Source organism: Novosphingobium sediminis (genome assembly GCF_007991615.1).
GTDB classification, from domain to species: domain Bacteria; phylum Pseudomonadota; class Alphaproteobacteria; order Sphingomonadales; family Sphingomonadaceae; genus Novosphingobium; species Novosphingobium sediminis.
Genome location: NZ_BJYR01000020.1, coordinates 116,680 through 137,958, shown reverse-complemented (window position 1 = coordinate 137,958; position 21,279 = coordinate 116,680). Strand labels below are relative to the sequence as shown.

Annotated in this window: 19 protein-coding genes; 10 read left to right on the top strand and 9 right to left on the bottom strand. The window is 65.0% G+C overall.

The features are described from left to right. Positions 1 to 17: 17 nt before the first annotated feature. From NSE01_RS15810 to mmsB, 3 genes are all read left to right on the top strand, one after another. The gene (locus tag NSE01_RS15810) at positions 18 to 1,064 is read left to right on the top strand and encodes an enoyl-CoA hydratase/isomerase family protein (protein WP_147160611.1); all 1,047 of its coding nucleotides are present in this window, start codon (positions 18 to 20) and stop codon (positions 1,062 to 1,064) included. Further along, the gene (locus NSE01_RS15805) at positions 1,061 to 1,843 is read left to right on the top strand and encodes an enoyl-CoA hydratase-related protein (RefSeq protein WP_147160610.1); all 783 of its coding nucleotides are present in this window, start codon (positions 1,061 to 1,063) and stop codon (positions 1,841 to 1,843) included. Before NSE01_RS15810 ends, NSE01_RS15805 begins: the two co-directional genes overlap by 4 nt. A gap of 113 nt (positions 1,844 to 1,956) precedes the next feature. Next, the gene (mmsB, locus tag NSE01_RS15800; protein WP_147160609.1) at positions 1,957 to 2,826 is read left to right on the top strand and encodes a 3-hydroxyisobutyrate dehydrogenase; all 870 of its coding nucleotides are present in this window, start codon (positions 1,957 to 1,959) and stop codon (positions 2,824 to 2,826) included. A gap of 97 nt (positions 2,827 to 2,923) precedes the next feature. On the opposite strand, the gene NSE01_RS15795 is transcribed toward mmsB, so the two are convergent. Further along, the gene (locus NSE01_RS15795; protein WP_147160608.1) at positions 2,924 to 3,706 is read right to left on the bottom strand and encodes a CHAP domain-containing protein; all 783 of its coding nucleotides are present in this window, start codon (positions 3,704 to 3,706) and stop codon (positions 2,924 to 2,926) included. A 134-nt stretch (positions 3,707 to 3,840) separates the two neighbouring features. On the opposite strand from NSE01_RS15795, the gene der reads away from it, so the two are divergent. Both der and NSE01_RS15785 read left to right on the top strand, forming a co-directional pair. Continuing rightward, positions 3,841 to 5,235 carry a ribosome biogenesis GTPase Der gene (gene der / locus NSE01_RS15790; protein ID WP_147160607.1) on the top strand — a complete coding sequence of 465 codons (1,395 nt, stop codon included), beginning with the start codon at positions 3,841 to 3,843 and terminating at the stop codon, positions 5,233 to 5,235. A 7-nt stretch (positions 5,236 to 5,242) separates the two neighbouring features. Further along, positions 5,243 to 5,668: a DUF983 domain-containing protein gene (locus NSE01_RS15785; RefSeq protein WP_147160606.1), complete on the top strand. Its 426-nt coding sequence runs from the start codon at positions 5,243 to 5,245 to the stop codon at positions 5,666 to 5,668. Between the two features lie 174 nt (positions 5,669 to 5,842). Here the strand turns inward: NSE01_RS15785 and NSE01_RS15780 are convergent, their stop codons facing one another. The 7 genes from NSE01_RS15780 to NSE01_RS15750 all read right to left on the bottom strand — a co-directional run bounded on the left by NSE01_RS15780 (position 5,843) and on the right by NSE01_RS15750 (position 13,089). Then, positions 5,843 to 6,061, bottom strand: a complete 219-nt coding sequence (locus tag NSE01_RS15780) for a hypothetical protein (protein WP_147160605.1) — start codon at positions 6,059 to 6,061, stop codon at positions 5,843 to 5,845. 18 nt (positions 6,062 to 6,079) lie between these two features. After that, complete coding sequence (locus tag NSE01_RS15775; RefSeq protein WP_147160604.1) at positions 6,080 to 6,814, bottom strand: hypothetical protein; 735 nt, start codon at positions 6,812 to 6,814, stop codon at positions 6,080 to 6,082. Between the two features lie 164 nt (positions 6,815 to 6,978). Next, positions 6,979 to 8,154, bottom strand: a complete 1,176-nt coding sequence (locus tag NSE01_RS15770; protein WP_147160603.1) for an acetyl-CoA C-acyltransferase — start codon at positions 8,152 to 8,154, stop codon at positions 6,979 to 6,981. Next, positions 8,147 to 9,739 carry a class I adenylate-forming enzyme family protein gene (locus NSE01_RS15765; protein WP_147160602.1) on the bottom strand — a complete coding sequence of 531 codons (1,593 nt, stop codon included), beginning with the start codon at positions 9,737 to 9,739 and terminating at the stop codon, positions 8,147 to 8,149. The genes NSE01_RS15770 and NSE01_RS15765 overlap by 8 nt, the downstream gene beginning before the upstream one ends. Positions 9,740 to 9,753: 14 nt before the next feature. After that, the gene (locus tag NSE01_RS15760) at positions 9,754 to 11,010 is read right to left on the bottom strand and encodes a 3-hydroxyacyl-CoA dehydrogenase (protein ID WP_147160601.1); all 1,257 of its coding nucleotides are present in this window, start codon (positions 11,008 to 11,010) and stop codon (positions 9,754 to 9,756) included. Between the two features lie 22 nt (positions 11,011 to 11,032). Continuing rightward, positions 11,033 to 12,256, bottom strand: coding sequence for a serine hydrolase domain-containing protein (locus NSE01_RS15755; RefSeq protein ID WP_147160629.1), 1,224 nt, complete (start codon positions 12,254 to 12,256; stop codon positions 11,033 to 11,035). Beyond that, positions 12,256 to 13,089 carry an acyl-CoA thioesterase gene (locus NSE01_RS15750; protein ID WP_246135241.1) on the bottom strand — a complete coding sequence of 278 codons (834 nt, stop codon included), beginning with the start codon at positions 13,087 to 13,089 and terminating at the stop codon, positions 12,256 to 12,258. The genes NSE01_RS15755 and NSE01_RS15750 overlap by 1 nt, the downstream gene beginning before the upstream one ends. Before the next feature lie 244 nt (positions 13,090 to 13,333). Here NSE01_RS15750 and NSE01_RS15745 point away from each other — a divergent pair, with 244 nt between their 5' ends. The 4 genes from NSE01_RS15745 (at position 13,334) to NSE01_RS15730 (ending at position 17,920) form a co-directional block, all read left to right on the top strand. Next, positions 13,334 to 15,064 carry a class I adenylate-forming enzyme family protein gene (locus tag NSE01_RS15745; RefSeq protein ID WP_147160600.1) on the top strand — a complete coding sequence of 577 codons (1,731 nt, stop codon included), beginning with the start codon at positions 13,334 to 13,336 and terminating at the stop codon, positions 15,062 to 15,064. Positions 15,065 to 15,121: 57 nt separating this feature from the next. Next, on the top strand, positions 15,122 to 15,550 hold the full coding sequence (locus tag NSE01_RS15740) for a GFA family protein (protein ID WP_147160599.1): 429 nt from the start codon (positions 15,122 to 15,124) through the stop codon (positions 15,548 to 15,550). A gap of 139 nt (positions 15,551 to 15,689) precedes the next feature. Continuing rightward, positions 15,690 to 17,117: an aromatic ring-hydroxylating oxygenase subunit alpha gene (locus NSE01_RS15735; protein ID WP_147160598.1), complete on the top strand. Its 1,428-nt coding sequence runs from the start codon at positions 15,690 to 15,692 to the stop codon at positions 17,115 to 17,117. Beyond that, positions 17,117 to 17,920 carry an SDR family NAD(P)-dependent oxidoreductase gene (locus NSE01_RS15730; protein ID WP_147160597.1) on the top strand — a complete coding sequence of 268 codons (804 nt, stop codon included), beginning with the start codon at positions 17,117 to 17,119 and terminating at the stop codon, positions 17,918 to 17,920. Before NSE01_RS15735 ends, NSE01_RS15730 begins: the two co-directional genes overlap by 1 nt. A 3-nt stretch (positions 17,921 to 17,923) precedes the next feature. Here NSE01_RS15730 and NSE01_RS15725 read toward each other — a convergent pair whose 3' ends face one another. Next, positions 17,924 to 18,946, bottom strand: a complete 1,023-nt coding sequence (locus tag NSE01_RS15725; RefSeq protein WP_246135240.1) for an NADP-dependent oxidoreductase — start codon at positions 18,944 to 18,946, stop codon at positions 17,924 to 17,926. Positions 18,947 to 19,102: 156 nt separating this feature from the next. Here NSE01_RS15725 and NSE01_RS15720 point away from each other — a divergent pair, with 156 nt between their 5' ends. Beyond that, positions 19,103 to 21,256, top strand: a complete 2,154-nt coding sequence (locus NSE01_RS15720) for a molybdopterin-containing oxidoreductase family protein (RefSeq protein ID WP_246135239.1) — start codon at positions 19,103 to 19,105, stop codon at positions 21,254 to 21,256. Positions 21,257 to 21,279: the final 23 nt, after the last annotated feature.

Genomic DNA, 21,279 nt, shown 5'->3' with positions numbered 1-21,279 from the left:
AGGGAGAGGGCCAAGCAATGACCGAAGAGATTCTGGTGCGCGTCGAGGGCGGGATGGGCGTGCTCTCGCTCAACCGGCCCAAGGCGATCCATGCGCTCAATCGGGCGATGGTGGACGGCATGACCGAAGCGCTGCTGAGGTGGCGCGATGATCCTGCGGTCGGCGCAGTGATTATCGACCATTCGGAAGGCCGCGGCTTCTGCGCGGGCGGCGATATCGCCTTCCTGCGCAATTCGGCGCTGAATGACGACGGCGTTTCAGGCCGCAAGTTCTTCTTCGACGAGTACCGCCTCAACCATCTGATCATGACCTACGAAAAGCCCATCGTGGCTTTCATGGACGGGATCACGATGGGCGGCGGTGTCGGCATTGCCGATCCGGCGCGCTACCGCGTCGCGACCGAGAACACGCGCCTTGCCATGCCCGAGACCGGCATCGGCCTGTTCCCTGATGTCGGCGGCGGCTGGTTCCTTTCGCGCATGAAGGGGCGGCTCGGCCAGTATCTCGCGCTGACCGGCGCGCGGATGGACGGGTCCGAATGCCTTTGGGCCGGTTCCGCCACGCATTACCTGCCCTCGGCTGCCATTGCTGAAGTGAAGGCCAAGATCGCAGCAAACCCGGGCAATATCCCGGCAATCCTGCATGAAGCCGCCGCCGTCCCGCCCGAGCCCAAGATCGCGGCGCAGGCGGACGATATCGCCCGCATGTTCGCATCGGACCGCTACGAGGATATCCTCGCTGCCCTCGAAGCCGATGGCAGCGAGTTTGCGGCCGCGACGCTCAAGGCCCTCCACGCCAAGAGCCCGCAGACCTGCAAGGTCGCGCTGCGCCAATTGGCGACGAGCCTCACGCTCCCTGATTTCGCCGCGAACATGGCGATGGAATACCGGATCTGCAGCCGCGTGCTGCTGCGCCCCGATTTTGCCGAAGGCGTGCGCGCGGTGATCGTGGACAAGGACAATGCCCCCAAGTGGGACCCGGCAACGCCCGAAGGCGTGACTGACGAACTGCTGGACGCGATCTTCGCGCCCCTGCCTGAGAACGAGGAATGGAGCCCCCTATGACCTATGAGACGATCCTGGTTGAACAGCGCGGCGCAGTCACGCTCATCACGCTCAACCGCCCGAAGTCGCTGAATGCGCTTAATTCGCAGGTGCTCGAAGAGCTGATCGTGGCCTTCGGTGCCTATGAGGCCGACGCATCGCAGCGCTGCGCGGTACTGACCGGTTCGGGCGAGAAGGCCTTTGCTGCAGGTGCCGACATCAAGGAAATGGCCGACAAGGCCGCGACCGAATTCTACACCGGCGACTTCTTCTCGCGCTGGACCAGCCACCTCGTGAAGACCACGCGCAAGCCGTGGATCGCGGCGGTCAACGGCTTCGCGCTTGGCGGAGGGTGCGAACTCGCCATGATGGCGGACTTCATCATCGCTTCGGAAAACGCCAAGTTCGGCCAGCCCGAGATCAAGCTCGGCGTAGCACCCGGCATGGGCGGTTCGCAGCGCCTGACCCGCGCGGTGGGCAAGGCCAAGGCGATGGACATGTGCCTTACCAGCCGGATGATGGATGCAGTCGAGGCCGAGCGTTCGGGGCTTGTCACACGGGTCGTGCCGCTGGCTGATCTGCTGGACGAGGCGCTCAAGACGGCCGAAGTGATCGCCGGGATGCCTCCGGTAGCCGCCATCGCCAACAAGGAAATGGTCAACGCCGCGTTCGAGATGACCCTCGATCAGGGTATCCTGTTCGAACGCCGCGTATTCCAGATCCTCACCGCGACCGAGGACAAGGCCGAAGGCATGGCCGCCTTCATCGAAAAGCGCCCCGGCGTGTGGAAGGGGAAATAACCTTCAGTTCCCCTCCCGCATGCGGGAGGGGGTAGGGGTGGGCCGGTTGGCCCACGACATTTCTGGGAGGAGGCCCACCCCCGGCCCCTCCCGCAAGCGGGAGGGGAGATTTTATGAAAATTGCATTTATCGGCCTGGGCAACATGGGCGGCGGCATGGCCGCGAATCTGGTCAAGGCGGGGCATGACGTCCACGCCTTCGATCTTGCCGAAGCGGCGCTGGCGCGCGCGAAGGAAAACGGCTGCACCACCTACACTTCGGTGAAGGAAGCGGTGCAGGGTGCGGATGCTGTCGTCTCGATGCTGCCCAACGGCGCCATCGTGAAGGCGGTCTACACCGCTGATGTGATCGGCCACGCTCCGACCTCGGCGCTGCTGCTCGATTGCTCGACCATCGACGTCGCCACCGCGCGCGAAGTCGCCACGCTGGCGGCGGACGCGGGCTATGCCATGGTCGATGCGCCTGTTTCGGGCGGCATCGCGGCGGCCAATGGCGGCACGCTGACGTTCATGGTCGGCGGCAGCGCGGATGCCTTCGCGCGGGGCGAGCCGATCCTTGCCGCGATGGGCAAGGCGGTGATTCACGCCGGTGACAGCGGCGCGGGTCAGGCGGCCAAGATCTGCAACAACATGCTGCTCGGCGCCTCGATGATCGCGACCTGCGAGACCTTTGCGATGGCCGAGAAGCTGGGGCTCGATCTCCAGACCTTCTTCGACATCTCGTCTAAGGCCTCGGGCCAGTGCTGGTCGATGACGAGCTACTGCCCGGTCCCGGGTGTCGGCCCGACGACGCCTGCGGACAACGGCTATCAGGGCGGCTTTGCCACCGCGCTGATGCTCAAGGACCTCAAGCTGGCGATGGAAGCGGCCAAAACGGCGGGCGCTGACGTGCCGATGGGCTCGCGGGCGGCTGAACTTTACGCCGCGTTTGATGCAGCCGGAAACGGCGGGATGGACTTCTCGGCGATCATCAAGACGCTTTGAAGCGAAGACGTCTCGAAACTACCCAAGTCCCGCTTACCCTGAGCATGTCGAAGGGTGAGCGGGGCTGGTGCTCGCGCGTGTTCTTCTGGAACCTGGCTCAGCGCACGCGGCTGGCGATGATCCGGCCAATCGGATCGCGGGCAAGGCTTGGGGAAACCGTGAGGGTGCGGTCTTCCTCATGCGGCTTGGCTTCGGCCTTCACGGTAACGCGCGCAGCCAGCGTACGGCGCGTCGCCGTGCGGCTCGGCTCCGGCACGATACCCTTCAAGAAGTCGGGCCCGATCCGCGAGGTGTAGGTCGCCTTTGGCGCGTCAGCGGAAGCGAGTACGGCCAGTCGCTCATTGCGCAGCGGCTTCTGGTTGTAGATGAAGCCTTCCACCGGCCAGTGCGTGGTGCCAAGCCCGCCAAGCGGGGCATACCACACGCGCACCTCGCTCCAGTCATTGTCGGGCGAGACGTCCACCGCGCGGACATTGTCTTCCATCTGCCCGCGCCGCCCATCGATGGGGGACCAGTTGGCGTGGCGCAGCAGCACGGTGCGCGAATCGATGACGCGGCTGACAGCGGCAACGTGGCCAAGACGCATCGCCCCGTAAGGGCGAAACGCGATAACCGCGCCCACTTTGGGCCGGGTGCCGCGGGCATAGCGGCCAGCGGCCTGATCCCACCAGGTATGGGCATCGCCATAGAGCTGAATACCGCTGACCTTGCGGGCATAGGGCACGCATTGAATATAGGGCAGCGCGAAATCGCGGGTGCTCTCTTCCGTGCCGTCATCGCTCGCGCCTGCCGGATCGGGGGCTATCGGACGCGCTTCAGCCAGCGAGGGAATCGCGGCGAGCAGAAGGAGGGATGCGAGTCGCAGGGGGGCCGGGCTCATGCCGGCACCTTTGCCGCCGCGTGGTTAAAGCTGCTAAAGCGAAGCTGGTTAATGCCTCTTAATCACCTCGCCCGGATGAACGGCCATGCCACGCTGCGCTTGCGTTCCGGGCGCGATGGGGCCACGGGAGGGCCATGCTGCCTCAGGTTATTATCATCGGTCGGCCCAATGTCGGGAAATCGACGCTGTTCAATCGGCTGGTCGGCAAGAAGCTCGCGCTCGTCGACGACCAGCCGGGCGTGACGCGTGACCGCCGTTTTGGCGATGCGGATCTGCTCGGCATGAAGTTCACCATTGTCGACACGGCGGGCTGGGAAGACCTCGACCCCGAAACGCTGCCAGGCCGCATGCGCCAGCAGACCGAAGCATCGCTGATCGGTGCTGATGTCGCCTTGTTCGTGATCGATGCGCGGGCCGGGGTGACCCCACTCGACGAGGAAATTGCACGCTATCTGCGCTCCAGCCGGGTGCCGATCGTGCTCCTTGCCAACAAGGCCGAAGGCCGCGCGGGTGATCCGGGCCTTTACGATGCCTTTGCGCTTGGCTTCGGCGAGCCGGTGGCGTTTTCAGCCGAACATGGCCAGGGCCTTGCCGATCTGTTCGAGGCGCTGCGCCCGCATATCGAGGGCGATGGCAAGGACGATCATGACGATGCCGCTCCGCCTGCCGAAGGCGAGGAGGAGGAAGAGTTCGATCCCGAATCGGTCCTGAAGCTCGCTATTGTCGGGCGCCCGAATGCGGGCAAGTCCACCCTCATCAACAAGCTGCTCGGCGAGAACCGGCTGCTGACGGGGCCGGAAGCCGGGATCACGCGCGATTCGATTGCGATTGATTGGCAGTGGTTCGATGCCGCGCGCGATGGCTATCGCCCGGTGCGCCTGATTGACACCGCCGGCATGCGCAAGAAGGCGCAAATCACCGAGAAGCTGGAAAAGATGGCCGTCGCAGATGCGCGCCATGCCATCGATTTTGCCGAAGTCGTCGTGCTGCTGCTCGATGCGACGCGTGGGCTGGAGCATCAGGACCTCAAGATCGCCTCGATGGTGCTCGAAGAAGGTCGCGCGCTGATGATCGCGGTGAACAAGTGGGACATTGCGGAGGACCCTTCGGGCCTGTTCAACGGGATCCGCGCCGCGCTGGATGATGGCCTTGCGCAAGTGCGCGGCGTGCCGCTGCTCGCGGTTTCGGCGCGGACGGGCAAGGGGCTCGACCAGATTCTGACCGCCGCCTTTGATATCCGCGCGGCATGGTCGAAGCGTGTGCCGACCTCGGCGCTCAATCGCTGGTTCGATGATGCGCTTTCCGCCAACCCGCCCCCGGCACCGGGCGGCAAGCGCATCAAGTTGCGCTATATCACGCAGGCGCGCACCCGCCCGCCGAGCTTCGTGATGTTCGGCACGCGGCTCGATCAGCTTCCCGAAAGCTATCGCCGCTATCTGATCAACGGCATCCGCCGCGAACTCGGTTTCGATGCGGTGCCGATCCGGCTGACCTTGCGCAGCCCGACCAACCCGTTTGCGAAGAAGTAGGCCCGCCATGCCAAATGCCGCCCTCCCGCTTGACCCTGCGATCCTGCCGCATAGTGTTTGGAATGCGATTGGCCGTGGCGCTTCCGGCAAGTGCCCGCGCTGCGGCGGCACGCACCTGTTCGCGGGTGGGCTGAAGCCCATCGAGCGCTGCCGGATGTGCGGCCAGAACTGGACGCTGCACGCGGCGGACGATTTCCCGCCCTACATCGCGATCCTGCTGACGGGCCACCTGATGGCGCCGGTGATCATTGGTATCGGCAAGATGGAAAACCTGCCGGAATGGGCGATGATGCTGATCGTGGTTACAATCGCCGCCGCCCTCATCGCCGCGATCCTGCGCCCCGCAAAGGGCGGCGTGATCGCGCTGCAGTGGTGGCTGGGGATGCAGGGTTTTGCCGGGCATTCGGGCAAGGCCGAGGCCGGAGTAGCTTGAGCGGGTGCGAAGCCATTTCCTAGTCGCCCGGTCGGCATCCTGTGACGGCGCGCTTCGAGTTCGCAACTGTCGGCCGTAGAGGTACGAATGGGGCGGATAGGCCGGATAGCCCGGTTTGCAAGCAATCCTGATTATCTGTCTTTTAAGCCCCGCCGCCGAGCGGGCTTGTCGTCTTCACGACGAAGAAATCGCCGCTTTAGGGTCATCATAAGCAGCTGATCCCACCAGAAAAGCGCAATAAATGCTGATATCGCCAGCACGAGCCAGAAGAATTTCATCAAAATTCCTGTTCAGGCCATCAATCATAGCGGCGAGACTACAACCTATGCCGGGCATGGGAAAGCCCATAAGAAGCGGCAGAAACGTGGTCGTATTTCGAAACGTAACCTTCAAGCTCCCTCAATAACTGCCTCACAAGAAATTGTTCGGCCAGATCATTGTGCGCCACATATGCGCGGTGGGTGATCCGTCGAAGCCGAGCCCTTCTTCCGGCTCCTTGAAGTTCCGCCCGATCACGTCCTCCAGTTCTTCGGGCTGAACCACCGGGAAATCATCGAAGAAGTAGGTGTCGTAGAGCGTCATCTGCCGCGCGGTCATGTACCACTTGTGGTTCTTCGCGTACTCGGCGTCGCGCAAGAGGTACTCGGGAACTTCATAGTCCGGCCCGAAGAAGGCGTGGTAGCTTTCGGGGTAGGCGTAGCCGACGCTCTCATCGGGCACATAGCGCAGCGCCTGATGGTACTTCACCGCGAAGGCAACTTCCGGATCGACGTAGGGCCCCACCAGCTGCGCGCTCCAGTAGCCGTGGTCGCAGCGGATCAGGCAGCCGTTGGAAATGTCGTGCAGCAGGCAGGCCATGACGACCTTTTCCGGGAGGCCGTCATCCAGCGCGCGCTTGGCGCTGATCAGGAGGTGCCGCACGGTGATATCGCCGAAGCGGCAGCGGAAGAAATCGAGCAGGCGCGGGCGTTCGGGCATCCGGGGCAGGGCGGGGTTGTCGCCCATCATGAACACCGTCTTGGGGTTCAGGAGCTTGAGGAGCTCGCCCTCGTTGTCGACGAAATCGGTGCCCTTCCAGCCGACCGGGGAAGGGTAGATCAGGCGTTCGCGGCCGTCCTGTGGCCAGGGGCGGGTGTCTTCGGTCATGTCGCAGAGGGTAGGCTGTGCGGTTGCCGCGAGCAACCCACCCCGCTGCGGCTAGGCTCTCTGCGTTCGCCAAGCCTCGCGGCCCTCCCGCAAGCGGGAGGGCACACTCAAGCATTTTTACTCCCCTCCCGCTTGCGGGAGGGGTCGGGGGTGGGCCCTAGGCCTTAGAGAACCTCGAACAGCCCCGCCGCGCCCATGCCGCCGCCGACGCACATCGTGACGACGACATACTTAGCGCCCCGGCGCTTGCCTTCGATCAGTGCGTGCATCACGCCGCGCGCGCCGGTCATGCCATAGGGGTGGCCGATGGAGATCGCGCCGCCGTTGACGTTGAGCAGTTCGTTCGGAATGCCGAGCTTGTCGCGGCAATAGAGCACCTGCACCGCGAAAGCTTCGTTGAGCTCCCACAGCCCGATGTCGTCCATCTTGAGGCCGAAACGCTTGAGGAGCGCGGGGACCGCAAAGACCGGGCCGATGCCCATTTCATCGGGCTCGGTGCCAGCGGCGGCCATGCCGACATAGCGGCCCAGCGGCGCGAGGCTCTTTTTGGCGGCGACGGCAGCTTCCATCAGAACAACGGCTGCCGAACCATCCGAAAGCTGGCTGGCATTGCCCGCAGTCACGATGCCGCCTTCGATCACGGGCTTCAGCGCCTGCAGGTTCTCCAAGGTGGTCGAGGGGCGGTTGCCCTCATCCTTGGTGAGCGTCACGTCCTGCATCGTGATTTCGCCGGTTTCCTTGTTCTGCACGCCCATCGAGCTGGTGGTCGCCACGATCTCGTCATCGAACTTGCCCGCAGCCTGCGCAGCGGCGGTGCGCTGCTGCGATTGCAGAGCATATTCGTCGCAGGCTTCGCGGCTGATGTTGTAGCGCTTGCCGACCGTCTCGGCGGTCTGCAGCATCGGCATGTAGACCGCGTTGTGCATGGCGACGAGGCTGCGATCGGGCGCAACGCGCATGTCCTTGGTCTGGACAAGGCTGATCGATTCCTGACCGCCTGCGGCGACCACATCCATGCGATCGACGATGATCTGCTTGGCGGCGGTGGCGATGGTCATCAGGCCCGAGGAGCACTGGCGGTCCATGCTCATGCCCGAGACGGTGACCGGGAGCCCCGCACGGAGCGCGACCTGGCGGGCGATATTGCCGGCCTGCGCGCCCTGCTGGAGGGCCGAGCCCCACAGCACGTCGTCAATCTCGCCGCCTTCGATCCCGGCGCGCGCCACGGCGGCCTCAAGCGAAAGCGCGCCGAGCGTGGCGCCGGCGGTGGCGTTGAAAGCGCCCTTGTAGGCGCGCCCGATGGGGGTGCGGGCGGCGGCGACGATTACGGCATCACGCATGGTTGCTCTCCTTGGAATCTGTGATGGGGGCTTGGGCAATGGGATTTCCGCCGAAGTGATCGCGCAGTTCGCGCTTCAACACTTTGCCGATGGGGCTGCGCGGCAATTCATCGACAACTTCGATCCGGGCGATGCGCTGTGTCTTGCCCAGCGCGCGGTTGGCTTCCTGCCGGATCGCTTCGGGATCGGCGGCAGGATCCGCGAGCACGATCACGGCAAGCGGCGTCTCGCCCCACTGATCGGAGGGGATGCCGACGACGGCGGCTTCCTTCACGGCGGGCTGGCGGGTCAGTTCGGCTTCGAGGTCGGTCGGAAAGATGTTGAACCCGCCGGAGATGATCATGTCCTTGGCGCGGTCCATCAGGATGAGGAAGCCGTCCTCGTCGAACTTGCCGACATCGCCGTGGCGCAGGTAGCGGTTCCCGTCCTTGTCGTACCACTCCATCTCACGCGTCTTGTCGGGCTGGCCGTGGTAGCCGTTCATCATGATCGGCGATCTGCCGACGATCTCGCCAACTTCGCCCAGCGGCAGTTCGTTGCCGTCCTCGTCGATGATTTTGATGACGTGGCCAGGTGAGGGCCGGCCCACGGTATGAAGCTTGTTCGGATACTCGTGCGCGACAAGGTTGGTCGTCGCGCCGCCTTCGGTCAGGCCATAGCCTTCGACAAGTCCGCCGGGCCAGCGCTTCAGCACGTCCGCCTTGAGCCATGCCGGGAAGGGAGCCGAAGTGCAGGTCTTGAGGCGGTAGGAGGACAGGTCGAAGCTATCGAAATCCGGGTGCTCCATGATCCGGCGATACTGGACCGGCACGAGCATGGCGTTGGTCACGCGCTCGCGTTCGCTGAGTTCAAGGAAGCCGCGCGCATCGAACTTCTTCATCAGCACGACCTTGCCCGCCGCCGTCAGCGTGGGGAGGAAGCTGACCAGCGTGGTGTTCGAATAAAGCGGGGTCGAGCAGATCGTCGCGGTATCGTCGTCAAAGCCCGAGCCGAGCCCGCGCCGCACATATTCGTGGCGCATCTGGTGGCTCTGGACGATACCCTTGGGCATGCCCGTGGTGCCCGAGGAGTAGATGATGTTGAATGGATCTTCCGGGCGCGGAAGGCGCTCTTCGGGCTTCGCGCCTGCGGGAGCAATCCACTCGGAGAAGGGAACGCCGGCATCGCTGTCATCGAGCGCGATGCGCTTGACGTGGTCGGGGAACGGCAGGCCTGCCAGCCCCTCGGCCATTGTCTTGTCGAGCAGCAGCACGCGGCTGGTGCTGTCTGCCAGCATGGCCAGCACTGTCGGCGGCGCAGCAGTCGAAGTGAGGGGGGCGGCTACTGCCCCGGCGCGCAGCGCGCCAAGGAAGGCAAGCGCGGTGCGCACCGAATTGCTCGCCGCGATGGCGACCGGCTCGTTTGCCTCGACCCCCTCGCGCTGGAGTGCCGCGGCCACGCGGTCGAGCATCGCGTCGAGGTCTGCCCACGAAATCCGCGAAGTCTCGTCCGCAATGGCGATGGCTTCGCCCCGCCGTTCCGCGTGTGCGTGCAGGATCACGCTGAGCGGAATGAACGGGGCTGCGATGATCTCCTCGATCCGCATGGCGCTCGCCCTGCTCAGTCGAAGGCTTCGCCGGCTGCTGCCTTGCGGGCGAGCAGCGGGGCGACGGGGAGGCCGTGCTTCTCAAGCCCGGCGACGACGGTGGCGAGGCCGATGTGGCTCGCCCAGAACATCGGGCCGCCGGTCCATGCGGGCCAGCCATAGCCGTTGAGCCAGACGGTATCGATGTCAGACCCGCGCTGCGAAATGCCTTCCTCGAGGATAAGCGCACCTTCGCTGATCATCGGGTAGAGCAGGCGTTCGAGGATTTCTGCCGCGTCGATCTTGCGCTGGGGCTTGCCCGCCTTGGCGGCCCATTCGGCGATCAGGCCGCGCGTCACTTCGGACGGGGTGCGCTGGCGGTTCTCGTCGTAGTCGTAGAAGCCCTTGCCGGTCTTCTGGCCCCAGCGGCCCAGAGCGCAGAGCGCTTCGCGCAGGGTTTCGATGCGGTTGGGATCGCGGTGCCAGCCGATGTCGAGACCCGCGAGGTCTGCCATCTGGAACGGACCCATCGGGAAACCGAATTCAAGGAGCGCGTTGTCGACGTCGGCGAAGTCGGCGCCTTCCATGATGAGCGCGTTGGCCTGTTCCTGCCGCTTGCTCAGCATACGGTTGCCGATGAAGCCGTGGCACACGCCCGAGACGACCGGCACCTTGCCGATCTTGACCGCGAGCGCCATCACGGTGGCCAGCACGTCCTTGGCGGTGGCCGAGCCGCGCACGACTTCGAGCAGCTTCATGACGTTGGCGGGCGAGAAGAAGTGCATGCCGAGCACGGCTTCGGGGCGCTTGGTGGAGGCGCCGATCTCGTTTACGTCAAGGTAGCTGGTGTTGCTGGCAAGGATCGCACCCTGCTTCACGATGCCGTCGAGCTTGCCAAAGACCTCCTTCTTGACGTCCATGCTCTCGTAGACCGCCTCGATTACGAGGTCGGCGTCGGCGAGCGCATTGAAATCAAGCGAGGGCGTGAGGCGGCCCATCGCGGCTTCGGCCAGCGCCGCGTCCATCTTGCCGCGCTTCACCGTGTTTTCGTAGTTGCGGCGCATCGTGGCAACGCCGCGGTCCAGCGCCTCCTGCGTCATCTCCACGATGGTGACGGGGATGCCGGCGGTGAGGAAATTCATCGTGATGCCGCCGCCCATCGTGCCTGCGCCGATCACGCCGACCTTGTTCACGGGGAGCAGCGCGGTATCTGCCGGGATATCGTCAATGGTCGCGGCAAGCTTGCGCGCGGCGTCGATATGGTCCTTGGCGCCGGAAATGGGATCGGACATTGCGGTGTCTCCTTAGAAGGCTTCAGGCGTGACTGTGCGTCATCGCCGAATAGACCAGCGTCTTGAGCTGGCGGCGGATGGGATAGCTGGACGAGGGGAAGAGCTGGGTCATGAAGACCATGTGCAGCTTTTCGACCGGATCGATGAAGAAGGAGGTGGAATGGATTCCGCCCCAGTGGAATTCCCCGCGCGTGCCGGGAATGAGCGTCTTTGCCGGATCGACCACGACGCCAAAGCCGAGCCCGAACCCGATCCCCGCGTTACCCGCCTCGCTGAACAGCGCGCGCGAGAGGGTGGTGAGGTCCGCGCCGCCGGGGAGGTGGTTGGTGGCCATCAGCGCCAGCGTCTTGGGCGAGATCAACGGCGCGCCGCCTTTGGCGAGCGCAGCACAGAAACGGTGGTAATCTGCGGTCGTTGAGAGCAGCCCGCCCCCGCCGCTTTCGAAGCGGGGTTCGCGCAGGGTGTTCGATTCCGCCGCATGGTCGATCAGCGTGGGCGCGCCGAGCGGGTTCCAGGCCCAGCTATCGGTCAGGCGATGGGCCTTCTCGGGCGGGCAATGGAAGCCGGTATCGACCATGCCGAGCGGCGCGAAGATGCGGCTCGCGAAGAAAGCGCCTAGGCTCATGCCGGAGAGCCGCGAAACCACTACGCCGAGCACGTCGGTGCTGACCGAATAGTTCCACGCCGTGCCCGGGTCGAACTCCAGCGGGAGCTTGGCGAGTTCGGCGATGAAGTGATCGTTGCCGGGCAGCGAGGCATGTCCGTCGAGCCGGTTCTTGCGATAGGCGGCATCGACATTGGTGCGGTTCTGGATGCCGTAGGTCAGGCCCGACATGTGGGTGAGCAGGTCCACCATCCGCATCGGGTTCGCGGCCGCGCGGGTCGGGAAGAACGGCGCATCACCGCCCCCGCCGTTGTAGATGCCGAGCCCGGCGAATTCCGGGATCACCTTGGTGACGGGATCGTCGAGCGCGACCTTGCCTTCCTCCAGCAGCAGCATGAAGGCCACGCTGGTGAGCGGCTTGGTCATCGAGGCGATGCGGAAGATCGCGTCGTTGCTGAGCGGCGTGCCATCGGCGCGGGCCTTGCCGCAGGTGAAGCGGTGGAGCGGCTCGCCATCGCGCGCGATCAGGATGTCCGCATGTGGGAGCAGGCCGGGACCGACGTAGCGCTCCTCAAGGAAGGCGCCAATGCGGGCGAGGCGGGCGGCGTCGAAGCCGTGGGCGGCGGGATCGGCCAGATCGATCATCCGAACACCGCCACCGATTGCAGGCCGTGCATCACTTCCACGCCTTCACTGTTCCACAGCCGCAAGGTTTCGCTGCTGAACCCGTTTGCCATGTGGTTCGAACTGGTCTCGAGCAGCCACCAGCCTTCGCGGGTGGGCGGCACTTCGCCGAGGATCGTCAGCGCCCAGGTGATCGAACTGATCGGCCCCTTGCGCTCCATCGCGCGGGCCGAACCCGGCGGGAGTGCATCACCGATACCAACGAGTTCGCCGGCTGAATCGAGGCCGGAGCGGTCCCTCAGACGGACCCAGCGGCGGATTGTGCCCGGGGGCGAGCCGCCGGGCGGATCGGCGCGGCGCATGTCCATCCGTGCGGTAAAGGCGGGGGCCATGTCGTTGGCGCCGAGGAACGGCGAGTCCTCGGGCTGGATCAGACCCGGCAGGATGGCCGCAGGAACCGTCCCGTTGCTTTCCCGCCCCGCGCCGAACAGCCAGAGTGTGCGCTGGGCCACCGCCCCGTCGCACATGAGCGAGGTTTCGACTTGCGCGACGCTGCGGCCCTGCCGGAGCATGACGACCTCGACTTCGAGATGTTCACCCACCGGTGCGACAAAGCCGACCTGCGCGGCGCGCAAGGGGGGCAGATCAGGGAACGCGAGCTTGGCGGCCGAGTAGGCGATGAAGGCTGCCGTGCCGCCATACATCGTTCGGCCCTGCATCCAGCCTGCCGCGCCATCGAGCCTGAAGCGGCCCCCTCCCAGCGGTTCCAGCCGCGCGGCGAGTGCGCCAAAGCCCATATCGGCCTCGGCAGGTGCAAGGGTGGCGGTCTCCGGGTGCTCGGCTTCCGGCAAATCAGCGTCCTTCCCACGAATCTTGTTATGCAAGTCTTGTTGGGGTCTGGGATTAGGTCATCGGGAGGGATCAGGGAAGCGTCCGCGCAGTCCGAAGAGTCGAAAAAATCACGCAATTCTGCCGGATTTGCTGCCTTCCGCTACGGCAAGCGGGGCTTTCGGCCCCTTGCTGCAACGCCGGGGCGGCACTAGTCTCTCGCCCCAATGAGGCAAGGCCGCAACGAGCCGGGCCCGCGAGGATGTCATGACTGAACCGAGTAGCGCGCTTCCCACGATTCCCGCCGGCTGGCCCGTGCACACATTGGCCGAAATCCGCGAGGAACTCTGCGCGCCGGGCATGCCGTTCGAGATGGAAACGGTCACCATTCGGGGTGTCCCGACGCGGGTTTGGAAGAACGCATTGCCCAGCTTGCGCGGTGTCATGGCAGCGGCCCGTACGCATGGCGCGGCGGACTTCGTCGTCTATGGCGAGGAGCGCGTGTCTTTCGATGCGTTCCACCGCGCGGTTGCGGCGCTGATGGCAGCACTGGTTGCGCGCGGGGTGGGCAAGGGTGATCGGGTGGCGCTGGCGATGCGCAACCTGCCGGAATGGCCGGCGGTGTTCATGGCCGTCACCGCACTCGGCGCGATCATCGTGCCGCTCAACGCATGGTGGACGGGTGAGGAACTGGCCTTTGCGCTGGAAGACAGCGGCACCAAGCTGCTGATTGCCGACGTCGATCGCTGGAACCGGATTGCGCCCCATGCGGAAGGCCTGCCGCTAAAGTCTGTGATCGTATCGCGCGGGAGTGCCGAAGGTGCCGAGCGGCTGGAAGACCTGATCGGTGCGCCGACAAGCTGGGTTTCGTTGCCGGATGCCGAACTGCCCGCAGCCGAGATCGACAGTGATGATCCCGCCGGCATCTTCTACACCAGCGGCACCACTGGCCGGCCCAAGGGCGCGCTCGGCACGCACCGCAACCTTGCGACCAATATCATGACCAGCGCGTGGAGCGGCGCGCAGACCGCGCGGCGGCGCGGCGAGGGCCTGCCTGAGGCGAAGCGGCGCGTGATCCTGCTGGCCGTCCCGCTGTTCCATGCGACGGCCTATTCGGCGACGCTGATGGGTACGCTCGCCGGCGGTAGCTGCCTCGTGCTGCTGCACAAGTGGGATACGATCGAGGCCATGCGCCTGATCGAGAAGGAACGCGTCTCGATGACCGGCGGCGTGCCGTTCATCGCGTGGCAGCTGATCGAGCATCCCGACCGGCACAAGTACGATCTCTCCAGCCTCGAAGCCGTTTCCTATGGCGGCGCTCCCTCTGCGCCCGAACTGGTCTCGGCGATCTGGCAAACTTTCGGCGCGCTCCCCGGCAATGGCTGGGGCATGACCGAGACCAGCGCGACGGTGACGCACCACATGGCCGAGGATTATCTCAACCGGCCTTCCAGTTGCGGCCCTGCAGCGCCGGTCGCCAGCCTTGAAATTCGCGCCGAGGATGGTGTGACGGTGCTGCCGCCAAACACGGTGGGCGAACTCTGGGCGAACGGGCCGATGATCGTTGCGGGTTATTGGAACCGCCCCGAGGCGACGGCGCAGACCTTCGTCAACGGCTGGGTTCGCACCGGCGATCTGGCGAAGGTCGATGACGAAGGCTTCTGCACGATCGTCGACCGCGCCAAGGATGTGATCATTCGGGGCGGCGAGAACATCTATTCGATCGAGGTGGAAAATGTACTCTACGAGCATCCGGCGGTAACCGATGCGGCGTTGGTCGGCATTCCCCACCGCACTTTGGGCGAGGAACCGGCGGCAGTCGTCTACCTCGCGCCCGGAGCGGAGGCCACCGAAGAGGAACTGCGCGCCTTCGTCGCCGCGCGGCTGGCAGGCTTCAAGGTGCCGGTGCGCATCGCCTTCAGCACGCAGACCCTGCCGCGCAACGCCAACGGCAAGATCCTAAAGGGCGAACTCAAGGCGATGCTGGCAGAAATGTGAGATGGCACGGGCGAAGGCCTGTGCGATGAATGGATCAAGGATCAGGGAGAGGGACAAATGAGCGAAGCGGAAGCAGCAGGCGAGCGGCGGTCGGGCGGATGCCTCTGTGGTTCGGTGCGTTATGAAACCTCGTGGCCGCCGCTGCTGACCGGCGTGTGCCATTGCCGCCATTGCCAGAAGCAGGCGGGCACGGCGTTTTCCGTGCTCGTGGCCGTTCCGTTCGCCGCGCTGGAACGCTCGGGTGACCTCACCGTCTATGAGGACGGCAGCGAATCCGGCAACCCGGTCATGCGCAAGTTCTGCGGCAAGTGCGGTTCGCCCGTGTTCAGCGAGACGCCGGACGGGATGGCGCAGGGCATGATCTTCATCAAGGCCGGTACGCTCGACAATCCCGACGAGCTCGAACCGACCGTCCATTTCTGGACTCAGAGCAAGCAGAACTGGGTGACCATCCCGCAGGGCGCGGTGCTGCTGGAAAAGCAGTAAGCCGCACCAAAGCCCGTTCCTATCCAATGCGCCAGCTTGTTGGCAGGCGGCGCAATGGCATTATGCTTGGCGTGCAAGACCTGCGCGCTTGGTGAGGGCCGTCCGGCCGTCCCGGCGCCGCCCACAATCAGGATCCGCCATGGCTGACATTGACCCCCAGATCGACCGTTCCGACCGCTGCCCGGGGATCACCTATACCGACATGCTGGCAGTCGATACCCGCCCCGCGCCCGATTACCTCGTGATGGAATCGACGCAGGAACTGGGTGACGAGCCGCTGGACCCGGATCGCTATACCAGCCCCGCCTTCAAGGCGCTGGAGGACGAAAAGATGTGGCCCAACGTGTGGCAGTTCGCCGCGCGTGAAGAGGATATGCCCGATCCCGGCGACACGGTGGTCTACGAGTTGGGCGACAAGTCGTTCCTGCTGGTGCGCCAGCAGGATGGCAGCGTCCGCGCGTTCTACAACGTGTGCCTCCACCGCGGGCGCAAGCTGCGCCTCGAAGGCGGGCGCGCGATCAATTTGCGCTGCCCGTTCCACGGCTTCACCTGGAACAACGATGGCAGCCTGAAGGAAATCCCCTGCTCGTGGGATTTCAAGCATCTGGAAGACAAGGATCTTTCGCTCCCCGAACTCAAGGTCGAGAGCTGGCAGGGCTTCATCCTGATTACCGAGAACCATGATCTGCCCAGCTTCCGCGAATGGATCGGCCCCGGTGTCGAGCACTACGACAACTGGCGGCTCGACGAATGCAGCACCGGCGCTTGGGTTGCGAAGGTGGTTCCGGCGAACTGGAAGGCGGTGTCCGAGGCGTTCATGGAAGCGTGGCACTCGATCGTCACGCACCCGCAGATCCTGCCCTTCACGGCAGACGCCAACACGCGCTACGATCTCTACGGCGATCACATGAACCGGGCGATCACGCCCAACGGCACGCTCTCGCCCCATCTCAAGGGCAAGGACCAGATGTATGTGATCAACAAGCTGGCCGAATTCCTCGGCGCGGGCGATGGGCGCGGCCGCCGCAATGCGGCCGAACCGACCGACCTCAAGGGCTTCGATCCGGAAGATCCGCTGCTGGCACGCAAGGTCTTGGCGCAGGCCAACCGCGAAGGCTTCGCGGCGATGAACGGGCATGATTACTCGCAGGCTTCGGACAGCGAGATGCTCGACAACCTGACCTACAACATCTTCCCCAACTGGTCGCCGTGGGGCGGCTTCGTGCCGAACATCGTCTACCGCTGGCGGCCGTGGAAGGATGCCGACCACTGCCTGATGGAAGTGCGCATCCTGATGCGCGCGCAAAAGGGTGAAAAGCCCGCGCGCGGCCCCGAGATGTTCATGATCCCCGATGGCGAGCCGTTCGCCTATGCCGGGCACCTCATCGGCGCGGCGCTCGCGGGTGTGTTCGATCAGGACATGGAAAACCTGCCGCACGTGCAGGCGGGCATGAAGGCCAGCAAGAACAAGCGGCTCGAACTCGGCCACTATCAGGAAACGCGCATCCGCCAGTTCCACCGCACGATGGACAAGTACATCTCCGGCGAGCTGCCGAAGACCGCCTGATGCAGCGGCTCGAAGGGCGCGTCGCGCTGGTCACCGGCGCGCTGCGCGGCATTGGCCTTTCGGCCGTGGAGCGGCTGCTGGCCGAAGGCGCGAGCGTGGTGCTTACGGACCTTGCCGATCCGGCTGCGGCGGAAGTTTCCGATGTGTTGGGGAGACTGGGGCCAGCGGCCCATTACCTCCGGGTCAACGTTGCGCAGGAAGCTGATTGGCAGGCGGCGGCAGCGTCCGTGCGCGCGGAACACGGGCGGCTCGATGTGCTCGTTGCCAATGCCGGCACCGATTGCACTTCGCGCGTCGAGGAAATCGCTCTTGCCGATTGGCACCGCGTGATGGCGGTCAATGTCGATGGCCTGTTCCTCGGCGTGAAGCACTGTGCGCCGCTGATGGAAGAGACGGGCAAGACAACGCGCGGTGGCTCCTCGGTCATCGCGATCAGTTCGATCATGGGGATCGTCGGCATTGCCGATGCCTCGGCCTACAACACCTCGAAGGGCGCGGTGCGGCTGTTCTGCAAGGCCGTGGCGGTCGAGTTTGCGCAGAAGCGCATGCCGATCCGCGTCAATTCCGTGCACCCCGGCTTCGTTCGCACGCACCTCCTTGAGCAGGGCATGGCCGGCTGGGTCAAGAAGGGCATGGGCGAATCGGTTGAGGCGCTGATGGCGGGTTTGGGCGCGAGCACGCCCATGGGCCGCATCGCCGATCCGAGCGAAATCGCGCCGGCCGTGGCGTTCCTGGCTTCTGACGATGCGAGCTACATCACCGGCGCCGAACTCGTCGTCGATGGCGGCTGGACAGCACAGTAAGCGCTAAAGCTCCACCACCACCTTGCCGATGTTCGCGCCGGTAAAGAGCTTGGTGAAGGCGGCCGGCGTCGCCTCGAGCCCTGTGCTCACCTCGAAGGGCAGGCGCAGCTGGCCTGCCGCCGCGAGCTTGGCCAGCTCCGGATTGAACTGCGGCTCCCGCGCGTAGAAGTCCGGCGAGAAGAAGCCTTCGATGCGCAGGCGCTTCATCAGCACCTGATCGAAGCGGTAGGGACCGGGCACCGGCCCTTGCGCGATGTAGTTGGTGATGAGGCCGCACACGGCGACACGCCCGAACAGCGCCATATTGGCGAGAGCCGCATCGAGGATTGCGCCGCCGACATTGTCGAAATAGACGTCGATGCCATCGGGGCACAGCAGCGCGAGTGCGGCTTCGACATCGGCAGACTTGTAGTCGATCGCGCCGTCGAACCCGTATTCCCCGGTCAGAAGGTCGCACTTGGCTGCCCCGCCCGCGATGCCGATCACCCTGCACCCCCGCGCCTTGGCGATCTGGCCTGCCATCAGCCCGGTGCAGCCGGCCGCGGCGGAAACCACGAACGTTTCGCCAGCCTTGGCAGCGCACGTTTCGACGACGCCGACCCAGGCCGTCCAGCCATTCGCGCCATAGATGCCCACGTATTCCTTCAGGTCCGCATGGGCCCCGTCGAGCACGGTGCAGTAGGTGGTATCGGGCTCGACCAGCGAAAAGTCCGCCCACTGGCCGTAGCAGCGCACGCGCATCCCCGCTTTGTAGGCCGGATGGCGGCTCTCCTCGACCACGCCCAGCACCGTGCCGATCAGCTTGGCGCCCAGCGGCGTGCCCGGTTGATAGCTGTCCTCGCGGTCGGTCATGTACATGCGCGTGCCGCTGTCCATCGAGAGCACCTTGTTGCGCACGAGGATCTGGCCATCGGAAAGCGCAGGCAGCGTTTCGCTCTTCAGCTCGAAGGCTTCGGCATAGGCATTGCCGACCGGACGCCGGGCGAGAATCCAGTGGCGGTTTGCGGTGTTCATCACTGGGCTCATGCTGCAATCTCCGGCGCGGGCATTCGGCGCATCAAGCCTGCGTTTGGCCCCCATGGCCACTGGCGGAATTGAGCGGCCTACCCTCTCTTTCATCAGTGGGAGGTGCGCACGATTGCCGATAGCCTTCGCGTTCAAAAAAGTATTGGGAGATGTGTCTTGGCCGATAAGACCCTGCGTACCTTCTGCCGCTTCTGCCATGCCAGCTGCGCGATGCTGGTTGATGTGGAGGGCGACAAGGTCAAGGCTGTGCGGGGCGATCCCGAGAACGCGCTGTTCAATGGCTATACCTGCGTGAAGGGCCGCCAGATGCCCGAAATGCACAACCTGCCAGAGCGGCACCTACGCCCGCTGGTGCGCAAGGGCGGCGTTAAGGGGGCTGAATTCGTCGAGACCTCGACCGCCGAGGCGCTTAAGCTGGTGGCGGACAAGATCAGGGCGGTGATTGCCGAGCATGGGCCGCATGCGGTCGCGCTCTATTGCGGCACAAATGCCTTCCAGAACAGCGCGGTGCTCGGCACGTCCTATGCGCTCGCGGAGGCGATCGGCACGCGCAACTACTATACCAGCGTCACGGTCGATCAGCCCGCGAAGGTGTTCACCACGGCGCGCTACGGCCAGTGGATGGGCGGCCCGAACAACTTCGAGGAATCCGACGTCGTCATGTTCGTCGGCAACAATCCGCTCGTCTCGCACTACACGCCGAGCGGCGGCGTTCCGCCGTTCTCACCCTCGCGCCGCCTGCGCGATGCCAAGGCGCGGGGCATGAAGGTGATCGTCGCCGATCCGCGCCAGAGCGACACCGGCAACCTTGCCGATCTCTACCTGCAAGTGAAGCCGGGCGAAGACCCGGCGCTGCTGGGCGGGATGCTGCACGTCATCATCAAGGAAGGGCTCTACGACCGCAATTTCGTCGCCGCGCATGTCGATGGCTTCGATGCGCTATCGGATGCGGTGAAGGACTTCACGCCGGAGATCGCCGGGGAGCGGGCCGGGGTGCCGGCAGAACAGATCGTCGCTGCCGCCCGCATGTTCGCCCGCGCCGCCAAGGGCCGCGTGGTGACGGGGACCGGGCCGGAAATGGCGGGCCGGGGCGTGCTCACCGAATATATGGTGACCGCACTCAACGTGGTCTGCGCGCGGTTCAACCAGGCGGGGGACAAGGTGGCGAACCCGATGGTGTTCATGCCGTTTGCCGCAGGACCGAAGAAAGCGCAGGTCGCTCCGCCGATGCCGATGTTCGGCGAAGGCTTCACCAAATCGCGCATCCGGGGCATCGGCAAGCTGGGGCAGGAAATGCCCTGCCCGGTGCTGGCGGACGAGATCCTCACCCCCGGCGAGGGCCAGATCAAGGTGCTGATCTCGATCGGCGGCAACCCGGAGATCGCCTTCCCCAACCAGCGCAAGGTGCGCAAGGCGCTCGAAACGCTCGAAATGTTCGTGCAGGTCGATCCCTACATGTCGGCCAGTGCGAAGCGCGCGGACGTGATCCTTGCGCCTTCGATGTGCCTTGAACGCGAGGACATCAACAACGTCTCGCAGCCGTTCTGCGAGGAACCTTACGCGCATTATGCCGAGGCGATGGTGCCGCCGCCGGGCGACACGATGGATGAGTACGAGATGCTGTGGTGGCTTGCCAAGCACCTTGGCTTGCAACTCCAGTTGCCGGGCGGTCCGTGCTCGATGGACACGGTGCCGGAGAAGATGACGATGCTCGATCTCATCTCGCACGGCTGCCTTGTTGCGCCGAGCAAGGCGCGCGCGGATTCGCAGGCAAGCGATACGCCGGGCGGGGCGATATTCTATCCCGAGGCGCATGCGGTGATCGCACCGGCGGATCCTGATGCCGACAACAAGTTCCAGCTCGGTGCGGGGGATATGCCTGCGGCTTTCGCCGGCTATGCCGCGCAGCGGCCCGAGGCGGACGGCTTCGACTTCCGCTTGATCTCGCGCCGGTCAAAGCACCGCTACAACAGCAACGGGCACATTTCGGAGTTCCTCAAGAAGAAGATGCCGACCAACCCGGCCTTCATCAATCCGGAGGATCTGGCGGCTCTTGGCGTGGAAGATGGCGCAGTGATCGAGATCGCCTCGCGCGTCGCCTCGATCCATGCGGTGGCAAGCGCCAGCGACAAGGTGCGGCGAGGGGTGATCTCGATGTCGCATGCCTGGGGCAACGACGATGCCGGCAAGGACGACGTGATGACCCTTGGCGGCTCGACCAACCGCCTGATCGACGACACGCAGGACATGGACCCGATTACCGGCCTGCCGCTGCAGAGCGCGATCCCGGTGCGGGTGGTCGCTGCCTGACTAACCGCTAGCCGAGCGCCCGG

Bases quoted from the DNA above. Each gene is read 5' to 3' on its own strand.
- NSE01_RS15810 (WP_147160611.1), top strand. From the start codon at position 18: ATGACCGAAGAGATTCTGGTGCGCGTCGAGGGCGGGATGGGCGTGCTC.
- NSE01_RS15805 (WP_147160610.1), top strand. From the start codon at position 1,061: ATGACCTATGAGACGATCCTGGTTGAACAGCGCGGCGCAGTCACGCTC.
- mmsB (WP_147160609.1), top strand. From the start codon at position 1,957: ATGAAAATTGCATTTATCGGCCTGGGCAACATGGGCGGCGGCATGGCC.
- NSE01_RS15795 (WP_147160608.1), bottom strand. From the start codon at position 3,706: ATGAGCCCGGCCCCCCTGCGACTCGCATCCCTCCTTCTGCTCGCCGCG.
- der (WP_147160607.1), top strand. From the start codon at position 3,841: ATGCTGCCTCAGGTTATTATCATCGGTCGGCCCAATGTCGGGAAATCG.
- NSE01_RS15785 (WP_147160606.1), top strand. From the start codon at position 5,243: ATGCCAAATGCCGCCCTCCCGCTTGACCCTGCGATCCTGCCGCATAGT.
- NSE01_RS15775 (WP_147160604.1), bottom strand. From the start codon at position 6,814: ATGACCGAAGACACCCGCCCCTGGCCACAGGACGGCCGCGAACGCCTG.
- NSE01_RS15770 (WP_147160603.1), bottom strand. From the start codon at position 8,154: ATGCGTGATGCCGTAATCGTCGCCGCCGCCCGCACCCCCATCGGGCGC.
- NSE01_RS15765 (WP_147160602.1), bottom strand. From the start codon at position 9,739: ATGCGGATCGAGGAGATCATCGCAGCCCCGTTCATTCCGCTCAGCGTG.
- NSE01_RS15760 (WP_147160601.1), bottom strand. From the start codon at position 11,010: ATGTCCGATCCCATTTCCGGCGCCAAGGACCATATCGACGCCGCGCGC.
- NSE01_RS15745 (WP_147160600.1), top strand. From the start codon at position 13,334: ATGACTGAACCGAGTAGCGCGCTTCCCACGATTCCCGCCGGCTGGCCC.
- NSE01_RS15740 (WP_147160599.1), top strand. From the start codon at position 15,122: ATGAGCGAAGCGGAAGCAGCAGGCGAGCGGCGGTCGGGCGGATGCCTC.
- NSE01_RS15735 (WP_147160598.1), top strand. From the start codon at position 15,690: ATGGCTGACATTGACCCCCAGATCGACCGTTCCGACCGCTGCCCGGGG.
- NSE01_RS15730 (WP_147160597.1), top strand. From the start codon at position 17,117: ATGCAGCGGCTCGAAGGGCGCGTCGCGCTGGTCACCGGCGCGCTGCGC.
- NSE01_RS15725 (WP_246135240.1), bottom strand. From the start codon at position 18,946: ATGAGCCCAGTGATGAACACCGCAAACCGCCACTGGATTCTCGCCCGG.